General features: G+C 34.7%; 18 protein-coding genes. All 18 read left to right on the forward strand.

Features of this window, described 5'->3' with window-relative positions:
• Positions 1-39: 39 nt before the first annotated feature.
• Positions 40-3,507, forward strand: a complete 3,468-nt coding sequence (locus CLV90_RS02035; protein ID WP_133685857.1) for a T9SS type B sorting domain-containing protein — start codon at positions 40-42, stop codon at positions 3,505-3,507.
• Positions 3,508-3,612: 105 nt separating this feature from the next.
• The gene (locus tag CLV90_RS02040; protein ID WP_133685858.1) at positions 3,613-5,082 is read left to right on the forward strand and encodes a DUF5687 family protein; all 1,470 of its coding nucleotides are present in this window, start codon (positions 3,613-3,615) and stop codon (positions 5,080-5,082) included.
• A 306-nt stretch (positions 5,083-5,388) separates the two neighbouring features.
• Complete coding sequence (locus CLV90_RS02045) at positions 5,389-6,108, forward strand: ABC transporter ATP-binding protein (protein WP_133685859.1); 720 nt, start codon at positions 5,389-5,391, stop codon at positions 6,106-6,108.
• Between the two features lie 433 nt (positions 6,109-6,541).
• Positions 6,542-9,052 (forward strand): type IX secretion system periplasmic lipoprotein PorW/SprE, encoded by a 2,511-nt coding sequence (porW, locus tag CLV90_RS02050; RefSeq protein WP_407943376.1) that lies wholly within the window; start codon positions 6,542-6,544, stop codon positions 9,050-9,052.
• A gap of 3 nt (positions 9,053-9,055) precedes the next feature.
• Positions 9,056-9,475 carry a bactofilin family protein gene (locus CLV90_RS02055; protein WP_133685861.1) on the forward strand — a complete coding sequence of 140 codons (420 nt, stop codon included), beginning with the start codon at positions 9,056-9,058 and terminating at the stop codon, positions 9,473-9,475.
• A complete protein-coding gene (locus tag CLV90_RS02060) occupies positions 9,453-9,680 on the forward strand; it encodes an AtpZ/AtpI family protein (RefSeq protein WP_036150997.1) in 228 nt (75 codons plus the stop codon). The genes CLV90_RS02055 and CLV90_RS02060 overlap by 23 nt, the downstream gene beginning before the upstream one ends.
• A 3-nt stretch (positions 9,681-9,683) precedes the next feature.
• Entirely contained in the window at positions 9,684-10,076 is a 393-nt protein-coding gene (locus CLV90_RS19595) for a DUF6168 family protein (RefSeq protein WP_407943366.1), read from the forward strand.
• A 93-nt stretch (positions 10,077-10,169) separates the two neighbouring features.
• Positions 10,170-11,345, forward strand: a complete 1,176-nt coding sequence (gene atpB / locus CLV90_RS02065) for a F0F1 ATP synthase subunit A (RefSeq protein ID WP_133686996.1) — start codon at positions 10,170-10,172, stop codon at positions 11,343-11,345.
• Between the two features lie 37 nt (positions 11,346-11,382).
• Positions 11,383-11,577, forward strand: coding sequence for an ATP synthase F0 subunit C (atpE, locus tag CLV90_RS02070; RefSeq protein ID WP_027065438.1), 195 nt, complete (start codon positions 11,383-11,385; stop codon positions 11,575-11,577).
• 88 nt (positions 11,578-11,665) lie between these two features.
• Positions 11,666-12,166 carry a F0F1 ATP synthase subunit B gene (locus CLV90_RS02075; RefSeq protein ID WP_133685862.1) on the forward strand — a complete coding sequence of 167 codons (501 nt, stop codon included), beginning with the start codon at positions 11,666-11,668 and terminating at the stop codon, positions 12,164-12,166.
• Between the two features lie 8 nt (positions 12,167-12,174).
• Positions 12,175-12,714 carry an ATP synthase F1 subunit delta gene (atpH, locus tag CLV90_RS02080; protein WP_133685863.1) on the forward strand — a complete coding sequence of 180 codons (540 nt, stop codon included), beginning with the start codon at positions 12,175-12,177 and terminating at the stop codon, positions 12,712-12,714.
• A 60-nt stretch (positions 12,715-12,774) separates the two neighbouring features.
• Complete coding sequence (gene atpA, locus CLV90_RS02085; RefSeq protein WP_133685864.1) at positions 12,775-14,355, forward strand: F0F1 ATP synthase subunit alpha; 1,581 nt, start codon at positions 12,775-12,777, stop codon at positions 14,353-14,355.
• A gap of 81 nt (positions 14,356-14,436) precedes the next feature.
• The gene (gene atpG / locus CLV90_RS02090; protein WP_133685865.1) at positions 14,437-15,300 is read left to right on the forward strand and encodes an ATP synthase F1 subunit gamma; all 864 of its coding nucleotides are present in this window, start codon (positions 14,437-14,439) and stop codon (positions 15,298-15,300) included.
• A gap of 140 nt (positions 15,301-15,440) precedes the next feature.
• Entirely contained in the window at positions 15,441-17,120 is a 1,680-nt protein-coding gene (locus CLV90_RS02095) for a hypothetical protein (RefSeq protein ID WP_133685866.1), read from the forward strand.
• Positions 17,121-17,202: 82 nt separating this feature from the next.
• Positions 17,203-18,423 carry a TCR/Tet family MFS transporter gene (locus CLV90_RS02100; protein WP_133685867.1) on the forward strand — a complete coding sequence of 407 codons (1,221 nt, stop codon included), beginning with the start codon at positions 17,203-17,205 and terminating at the stop codon, positions 18,421-18,423.
• A gap of 73 nt (positions 18,424-18,496) precedes the next feature.
• Positions 18,497-19,339, forward strand: a complete 843-nt coding sequence (locus tag CLV90_RS02105; protein WP_133685868.1) for an alpha/beta fold hydrolase — start codon at positions 18,497-18,499, stop codon at positions 19,337-19,339.
• Positions 19,339-19,833 carry an RNA polymerase sigma factor gene (locus CLV90_RS02110; RefSeq protein ID WP_133685869.1) on the forward strand — a complete coding sequence of 165 codons (495 nt, stop codon included), beginning with the start codon at positions 19,339-19,341 and terminating at the stop codon, positions 19,831-19,833. Before CLV90_RS02105 ends, CLV90_RS02110 begins: the two co-directional genes overlap by 1 nt.
• Entirely contained in the window at positions 19,826-20,401 is a 576-nt protein-coding gene (locus CLV90_RS02115; protein WP_133685870.1) for a hypothetical protein, read from the forward strand. Before CLV90_RS02110 ends, CLV90_RS02115 begins: the two co-directional genes overlap by 8 nt.
• The last annotated feature ends 16 nt before the right edge of the window (positions 20,402-20,417 follow it).

The following is a 20,417-nucleotide window of genomic DNA, read 5'->3' on the forward strand; positions in this document are numbered from 1 at the left end:
ATTCTTATATTAGCGCAAGACCAATAAACCTACTTATACTTGAAAAAGTTTCTCTCGATTTTCATTCTTTTATTTTCTACGTATGCTTTACAAGCCCAAAAAGAAGCCGCGATTTGGTACTTTGGCGAAAATGCGGGGCTTGATTTTAATAGTGGTGCACCGGTAGCGTTGTTAGATGGGCAGATAAATACCCATGAAGGCTGTGCAGTCATTTCAGATTTTAATGGTGCTTTATTATTTTACACCGATGGTATAACCGTTTGGAACCGCAACCACATACCTATGCCCAACGGAACGGGATTATTTGGTGATCCTTCTGCGGCACAATCTGCAATTATAGTTCCTCATCCTGGTATTGCAACACAGTTTTATATTTTTACAGCTGATCAATTAAAGGGTGAGAATGGTATCAACTATTCTTTGGTAGATATTTCTTTGGCAGGTGGTTTTGGAGATGTAATTCAAAAGAACATACAATTGGTAACCCCTGCTACAGAAAAACTTACGGCTGTAAGTCATGCTAATGGCACCGATATTTGGGTATTGACACACGATGCTTATACGGATGCTTTTTTTGCTTATAGGGTTTCTCCAGCAGGTTTAGATATCAACCCGGTAATATCTAACGTAGGTATTAATTTAAGCACCTATTTTTTTCAATCTAGATTTCATGCGCCAGGTTATATCAAAGCATCTCCCGATGGAACAAAAGTGGCAGTTGCGCATATGGGCCTTACTACAGAACTGTTAGATTTTGACTCAGCCACTGGCGTACTAAGTAATGCGCTAAACCTCTTTGACCTTAGCGAAGCGTATAAGCTATTTTACGGTGTAGAATTTTCCCCTAACAGTAGATTTTTATATGTTGCAAATCGAAGTCAATGGGATTTGCTTCAGTATGATACAGCTGCTGCCGATATTAGGGCGTCTAGGGTTTCAATTGATACCGAAGATAATGGCGGACATGCAATTCAATTGGGGATAGATGGTAAAATCTATATAGGAGACTATTTAAAACCAACACTTAGTGTAATCGAAAATCCAAATTTGCAGGGTTTAGCCTGTAACCTAAATTATAATGCAGTTGATTTAGGTGGTAGATTAAGTGTAAACGGTTTACCACCATTTATTAGTAGTTATTTTCAGGTTGATATTGAAGCAGAAGACTTTTGTGAAGGTAGCCCTACAACTTTTGAAAGTGCTATCAGTGCCAATCCAGTTTCCACTACATGGGATTTTGGTGACGGTAATACCTCTAGTTTAGAAAACCCAAGTCATACATATGCTTCGGCAGGGGATTACACGGTGTCAGTTACCGTAACAACACCCAAAGAGACACAAACAGAAACTAAGGATATTACCATTTTTGAAACTCCCTTAGCTTCAACAATAAATGATATAGAAAGTTGCATTGAACAAAATATCTATACTTTAGATTTATCTACTTTGGATGTTTTAATTTTAGGAACTCAAAACCCGACTAATTTTGTAGTTAACTTTTATCTATCTCAGGCTGATGCAGATGCAAATAGTAATCCGTTAGCATTGAATTATGATTTTCCTTTGGGTAGTACCGCAGTATATGCGAGAGTTTCCAATAGTAATAATCCAGTATGTTTTAACATAACCCAGTTTAATGTTATTGCCCAGCTAGAACCTACTTTAGGAACAATTACCAATTGGACCATTTGTGATGATAACCTTGATGGATTTTACACTTTTGATTTAACTGAAAAGAACACTGAGATTTTTAATGGTCAAGATGAAGCTGTTTTTGATGTAGCTTATTTTGCTTCTCAGGCCGATGCTGATTCTGGCACCAACCCTCTGCCGCTTAACTATACCAATTCTTTAGCTGTTGAAGAAATATTTGCTCGTCTACAAAACACCACACATACCGATTGTTATAAAACTGAGAGTTTTACCATAGAAGTAAGTGCAGGAGTCGTAGCGAATACGCCAAATAATTTAGAGTTGTGCGATGATGACAATGATGGTTTTGCAACTTTTACTTTAAGTGATACGGAAACAGAAATCATAGGCACGCAAAACTCAAGTAGTTTAACACTAACATACCATACTACTTTAGCTAATGCAGAAGCAGGTATAAATGCTGTTTCAGACTCGTTTACCAATACCATAGCATATAACCAAAGTATTTATGTACGGTCACAAAATGCAACGGATATGAATTGTTATGCAACAACTAGTTTTGAGTTGCAAGTTTTTGATTCCCCGCAAATACAGATAGTCACAGATTGGAATGTTTGTGATGATGATAATGATGAATTATCATCATTTGATTTTAATCAAAAGAGAGCAGAAATACTGGGAAACCAAAATGCAAACGATTTTACCGTTCATTATTATGAGAATTTAGCGGATGCGAATTTAGCTCAAAATGAAATTAATGGTTTGTATCAAAACACCTCAAATCCTCAAACTATATATTATAGTATCGAAAACCATAGTAACACAACTTGCAGGGTTACCGATAGTTTTAATATTTCGGTATATGACACTCCTTTTGCACAAACTCCATTATCAATAATTCTTTGTGATGATGAAACTAGTAATCAGTCAATAAATTTTACCCAAAAAGATGTTGAGATTTTAGATGGTCAGGCAGCAGCTGAGTTTAATGTTCGCTATTATACATCACAAGCAGATGCCGAAAACGATTCAAATGCTGTTAATGGGGAAGTGTATTCTACTTCACAAGCACAAGAAACCATATATGCACGGGTAGAACGAACCGATTTACAAAGTTGTTTTGCAATTACATCCTTTGAAATAATCATCAACTCTTTACCACAGCCCATTTTAGAAGAACGCTATGTTATTTGTCCCGATAGTCCAGCTTTAGTAATTGATGGCGGAGATTTTGAGTCTTGGTCTTGGCAAAATTCTAATGGTGTAGAACTAAGTACCATAAGAAATTTAAATGTGTCTGATTTAGGTGCATATCAATTAACCGTAAGCCAAACTACAAACGGAGTCCGTTGTGAAAACTCCCAATCATTTGAGGTTTTATCATCTGGAGCACCAGAAACTATGGAAGTTGAGGTTAACGGATTTTCAGATCAGATAGATATTACAATTAACGCGACAGGAACGGGACCTTTTGAGTATTCGGTAGATGGTGATAACTATCAAGCTAGTAATGAATTTGTGGTCTTTCCCGGTGAGCATACGATATATGTAAGAGATTTATTGGAGTGCAGGGTTATATCGGAAGATGTTATTGCCATTGGTTATCAGCGATTTTTTACTCCCAATGGAGATGGAAAAAATGAATTTTGGAATATCATAGGTGGTGAACTGTATCCAGATTCTCAAGTATTTATTTACGATAGATATGGTAAACTATTGAAACAGATTAGCCCAAATTCAAAAGGATGGGATGGAACTTCGAACGGATTTTTACTTCCCGAATCAGATTATTGGTTTAAATATTTATATTCTGATAATCAAATAATTACAGGGCATTTTACTTTAAAACGATAAATTAATTACGGTCTATTGTAAGTAGCTTAGAAATATAATCTTCAATTATCTTGTAACAAACTCAAGATTTTTCTTACTTATATTCTGAATACTAAAACCAACCGAATGTTTAAACGTTTTTCTTCCTTACAATGGAAATCCTTTTTTAGGTCCTCTAACCTTGGTAAAAGCCTGGGAATAAAAATTTTTATGGGCTTTATGGGTGTATACCTGCTTTTATCGCTAGCAGTTACCGGTGGCGGAATGTACTTTCTTTTAAAAGAAATATTCCCAGATCAGAGCCCAATGTGGAGCATTAGCCAATATTTCATTTACTGGATTTTAATTGAATTATTTTTAAGGTATTTCATGCAGAAACTTCCAGTGATGGATATAAAACCATTTTTGACCACGCCTGTTAAGAAAAGTACCATTGCACATTATATATTAGGTAGATCAGCGGCCTCTATCTATAATTTATTGACGTTATTCTTTGTTGTGCCCTTTGCAATTGTATTATTATTTAATGACTACCCTTTTTTAAATGTTTTACTATGGATAGTTGGTATTATGGGCATTGTATTAAGTATTAACTATATGAATTTGCTTGTTAATAAGAATGATAAAGTTCTTATTGGCATAGGGAGTATTCTTGCTTTAGGTTACGGATTAGATTATTTTGGGGTGTTCTCTATAAAAGAGTTTTTTGCTCCTGTTTTTCATGCGCTTTATGCATACCCAATTACGGTATTGATTCCTATTGCTTTGGCAGCTCTTATATATTATGTGAACTATAAGTTTTTGCGAGATAAGATTTATCTAGATGCAAAGCTTAAAACAAAGGCAGTAGAGGCAAATACCTCAGATATGTCTTGGACAAAGCGTTTTGGAGAGATGGGTTCTTTCTTGCAGCTTGATCTAAAAATGATTTGGAGAAATAAAAGAACGAAGTCTCAAGTTTATATTTCCTTACTTATGGTGTTCTACGGATTGATATTTTACACTCAAGATGTGTATAGTAGTATGATGCCGATGAAAGCTTTTGTTGGCGTTTTTATGACAGGTATTTTCTTAAGTAATTTCGGTCAGTTTATTCCTGCTTGGGATAGTAGTTATTATAGCATGATGATGTCGCAAAATATTCCTATGCGTAAGTATTTAGAATCTAAAGTATCTTTAATTACGGTAAGTGTAGTATTTATGTTTTTATTGACCTTACCCTATGTTTACTTCGGTTGGGATGCCTTAGCTATCAATTTTGGTTGTGCATTGTATAATCTAGGAGTAAATATACCGGTCATTTTATATTTTGGGTCCTTCAACAAAAAAAGAATCGAATTAGATCAGAGTCCGTTTGGTAATATGCAAGGTGCAAGTGCTACTCAGTTTTTGGTAATGCTTCCGGTTTTGATAGTTCCTATAATTATATTTTCCATCTTCTATTACATCTTTAGTTTAGAAGTGGCAGTGGGAGTATTATCTGTTCTAGGTATCATCGGTTTTGCGATGAAGAATTATTTACTAGGGTTGATAACGGAACAATACAAGAAAAAGAAATACGGAATGATTGCAGGTTTTAAAGAGAAGGCGAGTTGATTAATTAAGTACTGAGTATTAAGTAACAAGTACAAAGTAAAAAAGGTTTTTTTTGGAGTTGTGAGTTATAGAACTTCACTTTCATTTTGAACATTTTTAGACTTAGGGAGAATATTTTGGAAAACTTAAAGAATTCAGTAAAGAGTATAAAGTTGAAGGGATAAGTAAATTGAATGTTTGCGAATTGATAATAAGTTATTCAGACAGATATAGTCGATTTTGATTTCTTTTAACCAATAACCAATAACCAATAACCAATAACGAACAAAGCGGTTGCTGAGCGTAGCCGAAGTAAATAACAAGATTATGATTACAATAGGAAATTTATCAAAGAAATACGGTTCACAACAAGTACTAAATATAGAATCCTTAAACATTCCAACGGGACAAAGCTTCGGTTTGGTGGGTAATAACGGGGCAGGTAAAACCACCTTATTTAGTTTGTTACTAGATTTAATTCAACCAAGTACAGGTCATATCATTAATAATGAGCTGCAAGTAAACACCAGTGAAAATTGGAAACCGTTTACATCATCTTTTATAGATGAAACCTTTTTGATCGGGTATTTGACTGCTGAAGAGTATTTCTACTTCATTGGTGACCTTCGCGGGCAAAATAAAGCAGATGTAGATGCGCTTTTAGCACAGTATCAAGATTTCTTTCACGGTGAAATTTTAGGTCAAAAGAAATACTTGAGAGATTTATCTAAAGGAAACCAGAAAAAAGCGGGTATAGTAGCTTCTTTTATAGGAAATCCTAAAGTTGTGATTCTAGATGAGCCCTTTGCAAATTTAGATCCAACAACGCAAATTCGCTTAAAGCAAATCATTAAAGAACTTGCCGCAAAAGAAGATGTTACCGTTTTAGTATCTAGTCACGATTTAATTCACGTAACCGAAGTTTGCGAACGTATTGTGGTATTGAACAAAGGTGAGGTGGTAAAAGACATTAAAACATCTACAGAAACATTGAAAGAGCTAGAGGTGTTCTTTGGTGCAGAAAGTGCTCTTCCGGTAGTGGAATAATAAATAGATATATGTCCGTCCGATTGAAGTCGAGATCTACATATGTTTAAAAATTTAAAGATTTTTCAATATTTTTTCGATCAGACGAATTACACTTTATGCAAATAGCATTAAAATGTATAAAACCGACCACTAGGTCGGTTTTTCATTTCTATATTTTGAGGAGACCTAACTAAAATCCGATGAAGATGTATTTGATCAGATTATGTGCGGTTTTTAGATAAATACCTGTTCATTATAATTCAAAACAAACTACATAGTCGGTAAAAATTTGTTGTAGTGGTCTATAAATGTTACGAATGCTTAAAAATAAATATGCGGTTTACCGATGAACGGTATAATAATATGGCTGTTTTTAAGTTAAACATACATACGTAGATCAACTATTTTGAATCTTAAAAACAAACTTATTTTATCGGGTCTTTTGGCGAGTATGCTTTTTAGTGCATGTTCTGTTAAGAAAGACAAGTTCGTAAACCGTAACTGGCATGCGCTCAATACCAAATACAATACCTTGTATAATGGTAATATTGCTTTTGAAAAAGGTCGGGAAACTTTAAACGAAACCTATCAAGATGATTATTTTGAAGTCTTACCTGTGGAACGTTTAGAAGTTAGCGGCGAAATTAAACTCGACTCAGAAGACAACAATCCTAATTTTCTTATTGCGGAAGAAAAAGCGACCAAAGCTGTTCAGCGCCATAGTATGGATATTAAGGATGAAGAACGAAACCCACAAATAGATGAAGCTTTTCTTCTTTTAGGAAAAGCTAGGTATTTTGATGAGCGTTATATTCCGGCATTAGAGTCTTTCAACTATATTTTAAATAAATACTCTGAAAGCGATAAGCTGAACGAAGCTAGTATTTGGAGAGAGAAAGTAAACATAAGATTAGAAAATGATGATCTAGCCATTAAGAACTTAAAGCGCTTAATGAAATACGAGCGTTTAAAAGACCAAGAATATGCCGATGCAAGAGCAATGATGGCACAGGCGTTCATTAATTTGAATGCACCAGATACGGCTGTTCAAAATCTTAAAATAGCATCGCACTACACTACAAAAAATCCAGAAAGAGGTAGGTATTACTATATTATAGGTCAGTTGTATAATCAATTGGGCTTTAAAGACAGTGCTAATAACGCATTTGACAAGGTGATTGAATTAAACAGAAAGTCGCCGCGTGTCTACATGATCAATGCAAAAATTGAAAAATTAAAGAATACCGAGGTTACTGCTGAAAACAAAGAAGAGGTGTTGGAGTATTTGACCAAATTAGAATTGAATAGGGAGAATAGACCATTTTTAGATGGCATTTACAGACAATTGGCAGAGTTTCATTTAAAGCAAGAATCTGATAGTCTGGCGTTGTTATATTTCAATAAATCTTTACGTGCTTCGCAAAACAAGCCAAAATTAAATGCGCTTAATTATGAGAATTTGGCGGAATATAATTTTGATGAAAGTGTGTATAAACCGGCTGGTGCATATTATGATAGTGTATTGACCAACCTTAATGAAAACACCAAAAAATTTCGTTCCATTAAAAAGAAGCGCGACAATTTAGAAGACGTTATTAAATACGAAGACATCGTTCAATATTCTGACAGTGTAATTACAATATATCAAATGCCTAAAGATGAGCAATTGGCTTATTTCGGAAAGCATATTGAAGAATTACAAAAAGCAAAAGAAGCTGCACAGAAAAAAGAAAAAGAAAGGATTACCGATGGTTTCGCTGCATTTGCTAATAGTAAAGGTGGTAAAGAGAACAAAGGAAAGTTCTATTTCTATAACATTACCAGTTTAGGTTACGGTCAAAATGATTTTAAAAATCGCTGGGGCAATAGAGAATTAACCGATGATTGGCGTTGGTCAGATAAATCAGTAATTAATACTGAAAATGTTGCATTACAAGATGCATCAGGTGTTAACGATAGTTTAAGTGTCATAAGTGAAGATGAGTTATTCTCGTTAGACTATTACATGGATCGTTTACCTACAGATGTTGCCGTAATAGATAGCTTAAAGACAGAGCGTAATTTTGCCAACTATCAATTAGGATTAATATATAAAGAGAAGTTCAACGAGAACTTGTTGGCAGCTGGTAAATTAGAAGATGTATTGGCATCTAATGCAGAAGAACGATTGATTCTTCCTTCAAAATATAATTTGTATAAAATATACGAAGAAGTTGATAGTCCGTTGAAAGAGACTATGAAGGCAGATATTATTGCCAACCATGCAGATTCTAGATATGCAGAGATACTATTGAATCCGCAAGCGGTATTGGCAGATAATTCTGATAGTCCAGAAAAGCGCTATGAGAATTTGTTCAAACAGTATAAAGACCAAAAGTATTTACAGGTAATTACAGGGTCTGAAGAAAATATCAACAGATTTACAGGTGATCCTATAGTTCCAAAATTTGAAATGCTGAAGGCAAATGCAATAGGCAGGCTTCAAGGTTTTGAACCTTTTAAAGAAGCATTGAATTATGTGGCACTGACGTATCCTAATAATCCGGAAGGTAAAAAGGCGGAACAGATGATTGCAGAGCAGCTTCCGAAGTTAGAACAAAAAGAGTTTTCACCAGAGACAGATTCTAAAGGAACATCGAACTGGAAAGTAGTTTTCCCATTTAGAAGAAGTAATACCGAACAAGCATTAAAGTTGATGGAATTGTTAGAGCAATCTATCGTAGACCTTAGATATAAAAATATAGTTTCTAGAGATATTTATAATCTAGAAGACCAATTTGTAGTGGTACACGGATTTAAATCTAAGGATTTTGCACTTGGGTATGCCGAGCTACTAAAAAACAATAAGGATTACCGAGTTGCTGATGAGAATTTTGTAGTTTTATCGGAGAACTATAAGATCATACAAGTACACAAGAATATAATCGATTATAGAAATACGCTTTTAACCCCAAAACCGTGAACAATGTTTTCAGACAAACAAAAACCTAGAACTATGAATGAAGTAGGAGGTCAACCTAACAGAATAGAAAAGAATACAAAAATTAAAGGAGATATCATATCTGAAGCAGATTTTCGTATAGATGGTAAGCTAGATGGCAATGTAAAAACCTCCGGAAAAGTTGTTATTGGTAAAGATGGTTACATTCATGGTAAAGTAGAATGTGTAAATGCAGATATAGAAGGTAGCTTTAATGGTGAACTTTTAGTGTCTGACTTATTATCGTTAAAATCATCTGCAGTAATAGAGGGCACGGTATCGGTAAATAAATTGGCTGTTGAGCCAGGTGCTACATTTAATGCTTCTTGTACAATGGGCGGTAGTAAAGGCGCTAGTGGTGCAGGTTTTAAATCATCTAATAATGGAGCCGCAAAAGCCTCGTAATGATAATTCTGAACTTTTAAGAAATGCCGCAAGCTTATCGGGTGTTGCCATACAAATGGGTGTCACTATTTTCTTGGGCAATCTTTTAGGGGAGTGGTTAGATCAAAAATTTGAAAAAACGTTTTTAGAGGACACATTTACATTACTTGCCGTATTTTTGTCTATCTATTTAGTCATAAAAAAAGTTATGGCGTTAAATAAATAAACGTTGCTAAAAAATATCATTTTATATATAGTCGTGTTCACTATTGTGGGCGCGACTTCTTATTTTCTGCAAAATCTCGCTTTGTTAGATCCGCCAACTTATTTTGGTCCGCTTTTAATCAAAGCATACACTTTTCATTTCTTGTTTTCTCTTGCATTGGTGATCATTTTCTTAATTGCCTCAAAAAACAATTCATTTTTTGATCAGTTGGGTTTTATGTATATGGGTGTGTTGGTTTTTAAGATTACAATTTTTGCCGCGTTGTTTTATCCCTACATGTTGGGTGAACTGATTATGCCTCAAATATATAGGGGCGCGCTGCTTATACCGGTGATTATTTTTTTGTTTCTAGAAGTGTTTTTTATTTCCAAAATAATGCGCAAAAAAAGACTCTAAATTTTAAAGCTTTAAAATTGGGTAGTTTATGCAATAATTAACTACTTTTGCGCAAAATTTCTAGGAGCTAATTTTTTTGACATAGAACTAATGATGCAAGTTTCAAATACGATTAAAACCTTATTACAACTTCTAATACTTTGTTTTTCGTTACAAAGTTTTGCGGTATCAGATACAGTGCCAGAAGGTGCGGTTAGCTCTAAGGAGCAGGTAGATGAGTATATTTTACATCACCTTAAAGACTCTCATGATTTTCATTTGTTCTCATATACTGCTGATTCAGGTGAAAGAAAGCATGTTGGTTTTCCATTACCGGTAATTCTTTGGTCAAGCAACGGATTGGCAACTTTTATGTCATCAGAATTTCATCATGATGATAACGGACGTGTAATTGTTGAAAAAAACGGTTCTAAATTCGTTAAACTTCATAGCAAAATATATGAATTGGATGCTGGAGCGTCTTCAGTGAATTTTGATGAAGAGCACCATGCTACTAATGCACATAAAGTTTTAGATTTTTCTATTACCAAAAGTGTTGTTGGGGTGTTGTTGGTAGGATTACTTATGTTATTGGCCTTTTCATCACTGGCGAAACAATACGGAAAGAAAAAAATACCTACCGGTTTTGGTAGAGTGTTAGAGCCTTTAGTACTTTATGTTAGAGATGAGATTGCAAGACCTAATATTGGTGAAAAGCATTACAGAAAATTTACGGGATATCTATTAACGGTTTTCTTCTTTATTTGGGTATTGAATTTATTAGGACTTACTCCATTCGGATTTAACGTAACAGGACAAATAGCGGTAACAGCTTGTTTGGCTATATTCACATTGATCATATACACGGTTAGTGGAAATAAAGATTACTGGATGCACATTTTATGGATGCCAGGAGTTCCTGTTTTCGTAAAACCTATTTTGGCAATTATAGAATTAGCTGGTGCATTTATTATTAAACCATTTTCATTGTTAGTTCGTTTGTTCGCAAACATATCTGCAGGGCACATTGTAGTAATGAGCTTAATTGCAATTATGTTTACATTGAAAGAGAGTTTAGGTGTAGCAGGTGCTACAGGTCTATCATTGGTATTATCATTTTTTATTACGCTTATTGAGGTTTTAGTAGCCTTTTTGCAAGCATATATATTTACTGCGCTTTCTGCCTTGTTTATAGGTATGGCAGTTGCGGAGCACGACCATGATCATGAACATGATGACTCTGGTCACGAAGTAGCCGATACAGAAGATGTAAGAGCAGACTTCATTTAAGAAGAGTTTTTTAATTTAATTATATAAATCAATTAGTATGGTAACTTACAATTTAATTGGAGCAGGTTTAATCGTTATCGGAGCAGGTCTAGGTCTTGGTCAAATCGGTGGTAAAGCAATGGAAGGTATTGCTCGTCAACCAGAAGCGGCAGGAAAAATTCAAACTGCGATGATTATCGTTGCGGCACTTTTAGAAGGTTTAGCATTCGGTGCTTTGTTCTTAGGAAAATAAGAACACTAAAACCCAAAGACATCTTCCTGTAACGGTTGGTTACAGGAAATGTTTTTTAATTATTGATTTAGATTTTAAAGATTAGGATATGGAAGTTTTATTGAACGATTTTTCACCAGGTTTGTTTATAGTTCAAACAATATTATTATTAGGATTGATTTTCTTAATGGTAAAATTTGCCTGGAAACCAATATTGAACTCTTTGAACGAAAGAGAAGCTGGTATAGAAGAGGCATTAGCTGCTGCTGATAAAGCACGTACAGATATGCAGAACTTACAGGCTGATAATGAAAAGATGCTTCAAGAAGCTCGCGCTGAACGTGAGGGGATGTTAAAAGAAGCGCGTGAGATCAAAGAAAAAATGATAGCTGACTCTAAAGAGCAAGCGAAGATAGAAGGCGATAAAATGTTGAAGCAAGCGCAGAGTGCAATCGAAAGCGAGAAAAAAGCTGCAGTTGCTGACATTAAAAGTCAAGTTGCAGAATTGTCTGTAGCTATAGCAGAAAAAGTATTGAAAGAGGATTTATCTAGCAATGACAAGCAATTGAAATTGGTTGATTCAATGTTGAGCGATATAAAACTTAACTAAAAGAAATAATGAGCGAATCTAGAGCTGCATTACGTTACGCAAAGGCAATATTGGATATGGCCAAGGAAAATAAAGCCTTGGATGCTGTTGAGAAAGATATGCGTTCAATCGCCGCTACTATTTCAGATAGTAAAGAACTAAAAGATGTATTGGCTAGTCCGGTTGTTTCTGGTACTATGAAAAAGAATGCCTTGCTTGAAATTTTCAAGGGTAGTCATTCAATTACAGAAGGTACTATAAATATGTTGGTAGACAACAAGCGTTTAGGAATGCTAAACGAAGTTGCCTTAAAATACATTATCCTTAATGAGCAATTAAAAGGTAAAGATGTAGCTTACGTTACAACTGCGGTACCTTTAGATGCCGTAATGGAGAAAAAAATATTAAAGAAGGTCGCTGAACTTACAGGTAATGAAGTTACCCTAGAAAGTAAAGTTGACGAAAGTATCATTGGAGGTTTCATCTTAAGGGTTGGAGATTTACAGTATGATGCTAGCGTAAGCAACAAGCTTAGTAATTTAAAAAGAGAATTTTCAAATAGTCTATAATAACTATATAAGGCTAAGAATGGTTACATTCAATGCCTAATATCTTATATCTAATTAAAAATGGCAGGAGTAAAAGCCGCTGAAGTATCAGCAATTTTAAAGAAACAATTATCTGGATTTGATGCTACCGCTACCTTAGACGAAGTAGGTACTGTATTACAAGTTGGTGATGGTATCGCAAGAATCTACGGATTAGCGAACGCGCAATACGGAGAATTGGTTGAGTTCGAAGGCGGACTTGAAGGTATCGTTCTTAACCTTGAAGAAGACAACGTTGGGGTGGTTCTTTTAGGGCCTTCTAAATCAGTTGGTGAAGGTGATACCGTAAAACGTACACAACGTATTGCTTCTGTAAAAGTAGGTGAAGGTATTGTTGGTCGTGTAGTGGATACTTTAGGTAACCCTATCGATGGTAAAGGACCTATTGCCGGTGATACTTATGAGATGCCATTAGAGCGTAAAGCTCCAGGGGTAATTTACAGAGAGCCTGTAACCGAGCCAATGCAATCTGGTATTAAAGCAATTGATGCGATGATCCCAGTTGGTAGAGGTCAAAGAGAGCTTGTTATTGGTGACCGTCAAACTGGTAAGACTACAGTTTGTATCGATACCATTCTAAACCAAAAAGAATTTTATGATGCTGGTGAGCCTGTTTACTGTATCTATGTTGCCATAGGTCAGAAAGCATCTACTGTTGCCGGTATCGCTCAAGTATTGGAAGATAAAGGAGCAATGGCTTATACTACTATAGTAGCTGCTAATGCATCTGATCCTGCACCAATGCAAGTATATGCACCATTTACTGGAGCGTCTATTGGAGAATACTTCCGTGATACAGGTCGTCCTGCATTGATTATATATGATGATTTATCTAAACAAGCGGTAGCTTACCGTGAGGTTTCTCTTTTGTTAAGAAGACCTCCGGGACGAGAGGCTTACCCAGGTGACGTTTTCTACCTACACTCTAGATTATTGGAGCGTGCAGCAAAAGTTATCAATGACGATGATATCGCAAAAGAAATGAACGATTTGCCAGAGGTATTAAAGCCAATGGTAAAAGGTGGTGGTTCTTTAACGGCTTTGCCTATTATTGAAACACAAGCGGGTGACGTTTCTGCCTATATCCCAACAAACGTAATTTCTATTACTGACGGACAGATATTCTTAGAGCAAGATTTATTCAATCAAGGTGTAAGACCGGCAATTAACGTAGGTATTTCTGTATCTCGTGTTGGTGGTAACGCTCAGATTAAATCAATGAAGAAAGTTGCAGGTACATTGAAATTGGATCAAGCACAATTCCGTGAATTGGAAGCGTTTGCTAAATTCGGTTCTGATTTAGATGCAGCTACGTTGAACGTTATTGAAAAAGGACGTAGAAACGTTGAGATATTAAAGCAAGCACAGAACGATCCTTATACTGTAGAAGATCAAGTTGCAATTATCTATGCAGGTTCTAAGAACTTGTTAAGAGATGTTCCTGTTGAGAAAGTAAAAGAATTTGAACGTGATTACTTAGAGTTTTTGAACGCTAAACACAGAGGTGTTCTTGATACATTAAAGTCTGGTAAATTAACCGATGAGGTTACAGATACATTGACTTCTGTATGTAAAGAGCTTTCTGCGAAATATAAGAACTAAAAAAGTACTGAGTACTGAGTATGAAGTACAAAGTGTTATAATTACTTAATACTTTGGACTTTATACTAAATACCGAATAAAATGGCAAATTTAAAGGAGATACGTAATAGGATTTCATCGGTTTCTTCAACGATGCAGATTACCAGTGCTATGAAAATGGTATCTGCTGCTAAATTGAAAAAGGCGCAAGATGCTATTACAGCAATGAGACCTTATGCAGATAAACTAACGGAGCTACTACAAAACTTAAGTGCTAGTTTAGAAGGTGATTCTGGTAGTGTTTATGCCGATAATCGTGCCGTAAACAAGGTTTTAGTGGTTTCAGTTACTTCTAATAGAGGTCTTTGTGGAGCTTTTAATACCAATATTTTAAAGCAATCGGTTCATCTAGCAGATAATGTTTACGCTGGTAAATCAGTTGATTTTATTGCTATTGGTAAAAAAGCGAATGACTTTTTAGGAAAACGTTTTAATGTTATCGCTAATCACAGTGGTGTTTATGATGACTTAACTTTTGATAATGTCGCTGAAATTGCTGAGAGTTTAATGGAACTTTTTACTGCTGGTACATATGACCGTATTGAAATTGTGTATAACAAATTCAAAAACGCGGCAACTCAAATTGTAATGACAGAGCAATTTTTACCTATTGTTCCATTAGAGGAAGTTGAAGTAACTGCAAGTGCAGATTATACTTTTGAGCCTACGAAATTAGAAATCATTGAACAATTGATTCCTAAATCTTTAAAGACACAATTGTATAAAGGCATTAGAGATTCATTCGCTAGTGAGCACGGTGCTCGTATGACTGCCATGCACAAAGCAACAGATAACGCAACAGAAATGCGTGATCAATTGAAATTAACATACAACAAAGCAAGACAAGCAGCTATTACTAACGAGATTTTAGAAATCGTTGGTGGTGCAGAAGCATTGAATAACTAATATTCTGATGTAAAGTTTATTTTACATTTATAAAATAAGAACCCTCGTATTTATTCGAGGGTTTTTTAGTTTTTAATAATTATAGGAACGAAAGTTATTTAGTATTATATTCATATATTATCTAAAAAAATTGATATTTTATGAATAGGACTATTATTATATTGTTGATTATGTTTTTTTGTTTTAATTCATTTGCTCAAAAGGTTAAGATTAAAAAAGGTAAAATCTTATTAGATAATATCGAAGTTGGGGTTATAGAAGCAATTAACAAATCAGAAATTGTTTATTCATTTAAAGATTTATCTGGTAATGAACTATTAAAAGCAGATGTAGATATAGCAAACGGGTCTACAAGGCCGTTTGAATTTAATTGGATGACGATAACATCTAATAATTATTCTCAAGTTAATACTGTTGATTATAGTATGCTCTCGATGTCGCTTAGTCATCCTAAGATTATCGCAGAAATTCTTATAAAAACATATGGGTTGTATGATGGTAATGGTTTTAGACAAGATAAAATAGACCAATTTTTCTCTCAACCAAGAACCAGTAAGTATAAAGAAGATGCTACTGGAAATGGAGGTTCAGATATTTCAGGATTAGATGAAGGTTTTGGTGGTAAAATAAAAGTAAAGGATAACCAGGTATTATTTGATAAAGTGCCTGTTGCTATAGTAAAAATCAATAATGGAGTATATACGTATACTTCTCTTAAGGATAATAAGAAACTAAAAGTAGATTTTTATGTAGCAGAGCTTGCAGGTACAGATGAAACATTAAAGTGGCTTGCGGTTTCTGAAAATAAAAGGCGGAGTGAAATTAAAATGGAATATTTATCTGGTAGTGCTAGAGATGAAAATGCAATAACCCAATTGTTGTCTAAAAAATATAATTTAATCACTTTAAATGGGATCGAAAACGTAGATGAATTCTTTAAAGTAGATCGTAAAAACTTAACAGAAGAATATAGGACAATGTTTAATGAAGCAAAAGAATCATATATTCTAGCAGAAAATAGTATTAAATATAAAATTATAGAAGAAGGCATTAGGGAAAGAAGTGCCTTAAGTAGTATTGAGAAGGGTATTATTTATAATAAGGAAGACGATAAGATTCTTGGAACTGTAGAGTCTTTAAAAGGAGTTAATGCTAATTCGGCTGAGTTTTATGTAAAAATTTACGATACAGATAAGAGGTTAGTTGCAAATATTATTTCTTTGCCAGATTCTGATAAGAATGAGTATATTCTAAAAGGGTACGATTCTAATATGCATATAGTTAACCTAGAAGGAGATATGCAGTTTAGTAAGCAGACTTTTTATCGCAATCTTTCTAAGGTTTTAATCGAATATGGTTATGATTTTGCTCTAGATAATGGCGTAGAACAGGCAATGATAAGAGATGAGAGAATAGCACTTGAGGCTAAACAAAAAATTATTGATGATTTCGAATTTCAGTCAAAAGCAGCTGGAAATTTAAGGCGAGCGCCGGGCTATGTTATTATGTCAAGTAAAAAAGGAAAAAAAATAGGAGGCTATATTACTTTATATAATAAGACCATTCCATTGCCAGAAGGTGTTGAAGATTTAGAAGAAGGAAGAATGTTCGGAGACCGTATTGATGGTAAAAAGTTAGGTGAATATTTTCGTTTCGAACAATATATTGAAGCAAAAACAGGTATGTTGAAAAAAGCTAGAGACGGAGGTAGTTTCTGTTTATACCTACAAGACGAAGCAGAAAAATGTTTTGCAGGCAAAAAATTGGGTACAGCTACATATGGATTTGTTCCAGTTGATTCATTGCAACTAGGTAATTAATATTTTTAAACCCCACCTAAAAGTGGGGTTTTTGCTTTTATAGCTTTAAGATTACTTTTTTTACCCGACTTTTGTCTTGACCATGAAATCTAAAAAAACCGCATTACTTTTTATTTTCATAACTATCCTTGTAGATGTAATAGGTATTGGTATTATCCTTCCTATTATTCCTGATTTGATTATGGAGTTAACGGGAGAGGGTAATCATATGGCTATTATCTATGGCATGTGGTTGACTACTGCTTTTGCAGGTATGCAGTTCTTGTTTTCACCCGTATTGGGTGAAATATCCGATAGATTTGGAAGAAGACCCATATTGCTTATAGCCCTTTTAGGTTTAAGTATAGATTATTTGATTCATGCTTGGGCGCCAACAATTACCTGGTTGTTTTTGGGGCGATTTTTAGCAGGTATTACAGGCGCTAGTTTTACTGTTGCTTCTGCCTATATTGCTGATGTAAGTACCAAAGAAAATAAGGCAAAGAATTTCGGATTGATAGGTGCGGCATTCGGAATCGGATTTATAATCGGGCCGGGTATTGGCGGATTTTTCGGAGAGATTAATATTCGACTTCCATTTTACATTGCTGCTGGTTTAACGTTTGCCAATTTCCTTTTTGGCTATTTCTTTGTGCCTGAATCTTTGACTCCAGAGAATAGAAGGCAAATCAATTTTTCAAAAATGATTCCCGGGGTTTCTTTATTCGCCTTACGAAACTATAAAGGCATCTTATTATTGATATCTGCTTTCTTTTTAGCGAATCTTGCTGGTCAGGCATTGCCATCAACATGGTCGTATTACGGTATTGAGCGATATGATTGGAATCCGAAACAAATAGGATTGTCGCTAATGGTAGTTGGTCTTTTTGTGGCTATTGTACAAGGATATCTAGTCGGAAAAATTGTAACGAAATTTGGAAAGCGTAAAGTCATCATATTCGGATTTCTACTTTGGACGGTTGGTATGTTTCTTTTTTCATTCGCCAAAGAACCTTGGATGCTGTATGCATTCTTAATACCGTATGCATTAGGTGGCATTGCTGGTCCTACTGTACAGGGTTTAATTTCTAATCAGGTGTCTGAAAAGGAACAGGGTATTTTGCAAGGATCTATTACCGGTCTGGTTAGTATTACTGCCATACTCGGTCAATTAATCTTTGCTCCTGTATTTTATTATTTTATACGACCAGAGGCATCCATTTACTTTCCTGGCGCACCATATGCTTTGGCCGCTATATTTCTCTTAGTGGCTTTTATTTTAGCATCTACAGCCATGAAAAGGATGGATTTAGAGTCGGAATAATATTTTTTCAATTTCAGATGTAACATTTTTTAATTTTTGAATCTAAAGGGTGAACAAAACAAAAACTCTTTAGATGAAAACAATTAAATTTTTATTATTCGGATTACTTATTATTTCCTCTCTTTCAATAACTGCACAAGACAATACTTTTGAAGTTGAAGTTACAGGTGAAGGAGAACCAATACTTTTATTTCCTGGCTTTGCGTGTACTGGTGAAGTTTGGGAAGCTACAGTTGCAGAGCTATCAAAAGATTACCAATGTCATGTATTTACCTTTGCTGGCTTCGGTGATGTACCTGCTATTGAAAAACCATGGTTACCCAAAATTAAAGAAGGAGTCGTTAACTATATTTCTGAAAAAGAATTAGACAACGCTGTTTTAGTAGGGCATAGTCTAGGTGGGGCATTAGCATTGTGGATGGTAGCAGATGGCAATTCATATAAGGAACTAATAATTGTCGATGCTTTACCTTCAACAGGTGCTTTAATGATGCCTGATTTTAAAAGTGAATATATGGTCTATGATTCTCCATATAACAAACAACTATTAGCTATGAACGATACCGATTTTGAAGCTATGGTACAACAAATGGCGAATAGTATGACTAAAGAACAATCAAATCAAGAAAGAATAAAAGATTGGATGATCCAGGCAGATCGAGAAACCTATGTGTATGGTTATACCGATTTATTAAAGTTAGATTTACGCGAAGATTTGGCTAATATCAATACACCGGTTACCATACTTGCCGCTACAGAACCTTATGGCTTAGAAATGGCGAAATCTACTTATGATCAACAATATAAAGCGCTTACAGAATACACCATTGAATTTGCTAATGGGTCATCTCACTTTATCATGTATGACCAGCCACAGTGGTTTATAGAGAATCTTAAAAATGCGTTGAACGACTAATGGGGTCCAAAGAAATTACATATCAAAAAATCTACGAAGAAAACTACTCGAAAGTTATGCGATTGTGCATGGGGTATACGGTAGGTGACGAGTCTCTTGCCAAAGATTTAACTCAAGAAACTTTTATTAAGGTTTGGCAGAATTTAGACGGATTTAGAAATGAAAGCGGACTCTCAACTTGGATATACCGAATTTGTGTAAATACATGCTTGGCAGAAATACGAAGAGCGCGCAAAAAGGATAAAAACCTGCAAATTGATAATCTTCAGGTAAGCGATTCTGTTGACAACGCAACAGAAAAGGAAGATATGTTGGTTCGGCTTTACGAATGCATCAATAAATTAACTAGTACTAATAAAGCCATAATATTATTGGAATTAGAGGGATTACCGCAGCTAGAGATTTCAGAGATAATGGGAATCAAGCATGAAGCCATCCGTACTAGAATACATAGAATAAAACAACAACTTACAAAATGTGTCCACAATGAATAATTTTGAAGATTTACAGAATAAATGGCAGAACCAAACTACAGTTTCTGCTACCGATTACGGATTTAAATCGCTTTTAAAAAGTGTAAAAGCCATAGAACAAAAACAACAAACAGGTAACGTGGTTTTAACCATTACGATTATCATTTTGGTTGCGTTTCTACTATATGTTTCCGGTTATAAAAGCACTACGTTCTTACTAGGTATAGGTTTAATGATCGGTAGTTTAGTGGTTAGAATAGCTATAGAATTGTATAGTTTAAAGAGGTTAAGATCTATTAATTTCAGCAAAGAATCAAATACTTTTCGCAACGATCTAACCAGTTACTATAGTTTTAGAAAATACACGCATTTCATAATTACACCTTTAGCTCTTGTAGTTTATACCGTTGGGTTTATTGTTTTATTACCCTTATTTGAGGCTAGTTTGTCACATGGTTTTTATATCTATATTCTATGCTCATCAGTAGTGTTTTTAGTAGTTTTCTCTGTGTTTTTATACAAACAGATAAAGATTGAACTTAATAAACTGAAACAATTACAATTAGATGACGAAGCCATTAATTTGTGATCACCATGTTAAATGA

The sequence above is a fragment of the Maribacter spongiicola genome, from assembly GCF_004364165.1.
GTDB lineage: Bacteria > Bacteroidota > Bacteroidia > Flavobacteriales > Flavobacteriaceae > Maribacter > Maribacter spongiicola.

Coding starts and splice junctions, on each gene's coding strand:
- CLV90_RS02040 (WP_133685858.1), top strand. CDS start 3,613: ATGTTTAAACGTTTTTCTTCCTTACAATGGAAATCCTTTTTTAGGTCC.
- CLV90_RS02045 (WP_133685859.1), top strand. CDS start 5,389: ATGATTACAATAGGAAATTTATCAAAGAAATACGGTTCACAACAAGTA.
- porW (WP_407943376.1), top strand. CDS start 6,542: ATGCTTTTTAGTGCATGTTCTGTTAAGAAAGACAAGTTCGTAAACCGT.
- CLV90_RS02055 (WP_133685861.1), top strand. CDS start 9,056: ATGTTTTCAGACAAACAAAAACCTAGAACTATGAATGAAGTAGGAGGT.
- CLV90_RS02060 (WP_036150997.1), top strand. CDS start 9,453: ATGGAGCCGCAAAAGCCTCGTAATGATAATTCTGAACTTTTAAGAAAT.
- atpB (WP_133686996.1), top strand. CDS start 10,170: ATGCAAGTTTCAAATACGATTAAAACCTTATTACAACTTCTAATACTT.
- atpE (WP_027065438.1), top strand. CDS start 11,383: ATGGTAACTTACAATTTAATTGGAGCAGGTTTAATCGTTATCGGAGCA.
- CLV90_RS02075 (WP_133685862.1), top strand. CDS start 11,666: ATGGAAGTTTTATTGAACGATTTTTCACCAGGTTTGTTTATAGTTCAA.
- atpH (WP_133685863.1), top strand. CDS start 12,175: ATGAGCGAATCTAGAGCTGCATTACGTTACGCAAAGGCAATATTGGAT.
- atpA (WP_133685864.1), top strand. CDS start 12,775: ATGGCAGGAGTAAAAGCCGCTGAAGTATCAGCAATTTTAAAGAAACAA.
- atpG (WP_133685865.1), top strand. CDS start 14,437: ATGGCAAATTTAAAGGAGATACGTAATAGGATTTCATCGGTTTCTTCA.
- CLV90_RS02095 (WP_133685866.1), top strand. CDS start 15,441: ATGAATAGGACTATTATTATATTGTTGATTATGTTTTTTTGTTTTAAT.
- CLV90_RS02100 (WP_133685867.1), top strand. CDS start 17,203: ATGAAATCTAAAAAAACCGCATTACTTTTTATTTTCATAACTATCCTT.
- CLV90_RS02105 (WP_133685868.1), top strand. CDS start 18,497: ATGAAAACAATTAAATTTTTATTATTCGGATTACTTATTATTTCCTCT.
- CLV90_RS02110 (WP_133685869.1), top strand. CDS start 19,339: ATGGGGTCCAAAGAAATTACATATCAAAAAATCTACGAAGAAAACTAC.
- CLV90_RS02115 (WP_133685870.1), top strand. CDS start 19,826: ATGAATAATTTTGAAGATTTACAGAATAAATGGCAGAACCAAACTACA.